Below are 2,668 nucleotides of genomic sequence, written 5' to 3' on the forward strand. Positions count from 1 at the left end.
TCCTGGCCTATGGACTTGTGGATAAGCCATTCTGAGAGTAAGGTGAATGAACTAACAAACCGGGAATAGCTCTTATTTTTCCTGAATTTTGTTCCAGATCCCCGGACCTAGCTAAGTTTATCCTCTTCGCATTTCCACTGATCGCAACGGCCAAGATAGTTAAAGGAACATGCGGGGGTGAAGTATTTTCGATTAAAATTAAAAAGATTATGGTTGCTGCATCAGAATATACGCTTTCTTATCAGCTCAATAAGGAAGAAAAAATATTTTATGGGCCTGCGGGGGATTTCATGAGTATTGCCTGTTTAACAGCTAAAGATGGCCAAAAGTTATTAGTATGGGAAGAGGCTTGTTCAGGGACTGTGTGTTCTGATGACGGAGTTTATGGCGTCTTTGATCCCCTGACGAAAAAGCTGCTCCTAGAATATAAGCCGCCCTCTTTTGAGCACTATAAAGGTAAGCATTTGGACCGATATATAGTCAATAAGCTAAGAGAATCAGAAGCTGAGAATCATAAGAAAGCTGCTGAGCTACTAGGCTATGAGCCACCCATTTTATTTGACTATGAACAATCGTTTTGTTGCTCATCTCAGGAAAATTAAGGGTTAATTAATGAAATTTATAAAAAATTATCGAGTGTGCTAGTTAATTATTTTTATATTCTCCCATGTCGCTTTTTCAAAATCTTTGGAAGTGCAAAAACAATGTGGTAAATATCAATACACTATCGAATTGGATTCTGATTATTATGCAAGAATAGAGCTTTATTATACCAAAGAGGGTATTAGGCAGCTATTTTATGAGTCCTTAGGTACAGATGTAGAGGCTTTATGTGTAAAGGATAAAAATAATTTAGATTTATTGGCATTTAATATACTTTGTAATGAGTCTGGTTGCTCGGAGACTAATTATGGCCTCTTTGATCCTGCGCAGGGAAAATTCTTACTAGAGCCATATAAAACTGAAAATAATATGGAACAATTAATTAGTATTTTAGGATTTATTCCCGATTCTGATAAAGATAATTTTTGTTGTATCACGCAATTTAATGCCTTAAATACCTATAAAGGAAAATGTGGAAACACTACTTTTGTAGTGAAGAAAGACTTTAATGAAGGCTATAAAATGTTCTACCTTGTAGGTCAGAAAGAAAAACAATTTTATATACCCGAAAAGGAGCTTTTAGACGTTGCTTGTGTTGACTCTATTGATAATAAAAAATATTTATTGTTACAAGAACGATGTGGGGGGAGTGCTTGCTCTGAAACTGGGGAGTACCGAATAATTGATCCTCATACTCGTGCATTTTTATTAGGAAAAAAACCTTTTACTGCAGAAGATGAAGAAGGCATGGATGAATTTGCGGACGATCTTAAAGGGGCTTATGAGGTAAGGCGTTTTAATCATGAGGAAAAAAATGTGGCAGAGGCAACCCAAATATTAGGCTATGCACCTCCCGAGCGGCTTATAAATAATTTTTGTTGTTCAGATTAATAACTGGTGTTTGCTATAAAATGCCTTCTAGTCATCCTATTTTTAAAATTAATAGTCAAAAAGCTCGGATTTTAATTCTGATGCTGCAGCGGCCGGGAAGTGCTGCGGTAGGGCTTAACTTTATTTCTATAAATATCATCATGATGACTTAGCGCTAAAACAAAACTTAATGCTTACAAAATACAAGAGGAACTAAAAATGTATTTTAATAAATTTTATTATAAAAAATTGCTAATGATTCTTTGCCTATTGCTTATTACTTTGAGCATTTCCCCAACAGCAAGGTCTGAGATGGTTAAAGGAACATGCGGGGGTGAAGTATTTTCGATTAAAATTAAAAAGATTATGGTTGCTGCATCAGAATATACGCTTTCTTATCAACTCAATAAGGAAGAAAAGATATTTTATGGGCCTACGGGGGATCGCATGGGTATTACCTGTTTAACAGCTAAAGATGGCCAAAAGTTATTAGTATGGGAAGAGGCTTGCTCTGGTAGTGTCTGTTCTGATGACGGAGTTTATGGCGTCTTTGATCCCCTGACGAAAAAGCTGCTCCTAGAATATAAGCCGCCCTCTTTTGCGCACTATAAAGGTAAGCATTTGGACCGATATATAGTCAATAAGCTAAGAGAATCAGAAGCTGAGAATCATAAGAAAGCTGCTGAGCTACTAGGCTATGAGCTGCCCATTTGATTTGAATATGAACAATCTTTTTGTTGCTCATCGCAGGAACATTAAGGGTAATTAATGAAATTTATAAAAAATTATCGAGTGTGCTTGTTAATTATTTTTATAATCTCCCATGTTGCTTTTTCCAAATCTTTGGAAGTGAAAAAACAATGTGGTAAATATCAATACAGTAATTGAATTAGAGGCTAATTTTCGTCAAACCATAACTTATTTCTATAGGAAGAACGGTAGTACTAAGCTCTTCTATGAGTCATTAGCTACAAATGTAGAGGCTTTATGTGTAAAGGATAAGAATAATTTAGATTTATTGGCTTTTAATATGTATTGTAAGGAGCCTGGTTGCTGGGAGACTAATTATGGCCTCTTTTAGCTAGGTCCGGGGATCTGGAACAAAATTCAGGAAAAATAAGAGCTATTCCCGGTTTGTTAGTTCATTCACCTTACTCTCAGAATGGCTTATCCACAAGTCCATAGGCCAGGAGAG

At 35.9% G+C, this 2,668-nt stretch carries 4 protein-coding genes; 3 read left to right on the forward strand and 1 reads right to left on the reverse strand.

The window, feature by feature from the left end:
- Positions 1 to 7: 7 nt before the first annotated feature.
- On the reverse strand, positions 8 to 154 hold the full coding sequence (locus ELY15_RS16300) for a hypothetical protein (RefSeq protein ID WP_158617516.1): 147 nt from the start codon (positions 152 to 154) through the stop codon (positions 8 to 10).
- 55 nt (positions 155 to 209) lie between these two features.
- Between ELY15_RS16300 and ELY15_RS15055 the strand changes: the two genes are divergently transcribed.
- From ELY15_RS15055 to ELY15_RS15065, 3 genes are all read left to right on the forward strand, one after another.
- Positions 210 to 602, forward strand: a complete 393-nt coding sequence (locus tag ELY15_RS15055) for a hypothetical protein (protein ID WP_127101461.1) — start codon at positions 210 to 212, stop codon at positions 600 to 602.
- A gap of 91 nt (positions 603 to 693) precedes the next feature.
- Positions 694 to 1,494 carry a hypothetical protein gene (locus tag ELY15_RS15060; protein ID WP_127101463.1) on the forward strand — a complete coding sequence of 267 codons (801 nt, stop codon included), beginning with the start codon at positions 694 to 696 and terminating at the stop codon, positions 1,492 to 1,494.
- A 291-nt stretch (positions 1,495 to 1,785) separates the two neighbouring features.
- Positions 1,786 to 2,187, forward strand: a complete 402-nt coding sequence (locus ELY15_RS15065) for a hypothetical protein (protein WP_127101465.1) — start codon at positions 1,786 to 1,788, stop codon at positions 2,185 to 2,187.
- Positions 2,188 to 2,668 lie beyond the last annotated feature (481 nt).

The sequence above is a fragment of the Legionella sp. km772 genome, from assembly GCF_003989735.1.
Classification (GTDB): domain Bacteria; phylum Pseudomonadota; class Gammaproteobacteria; order Legionellales; family Legionellaceae; genus Legionella.

Excerpts from the sequence above, each read along its gene's own strand:
- ELY15_RS15065 (WP_127101465.1), top strand. The coding sequence starts at position 1,786 with ATGGTTAAAGGAACATGCGGGGGTGAAGTATTTTCGATTAAAATTAAA.
- ELY15_RS15055 (WP_127101461.1), top strand. The coding sequence starts at position 210 with ATGGTTGCTGCATCAGAATATACGCTTTCTTATCAGCTCAATAAGGAA.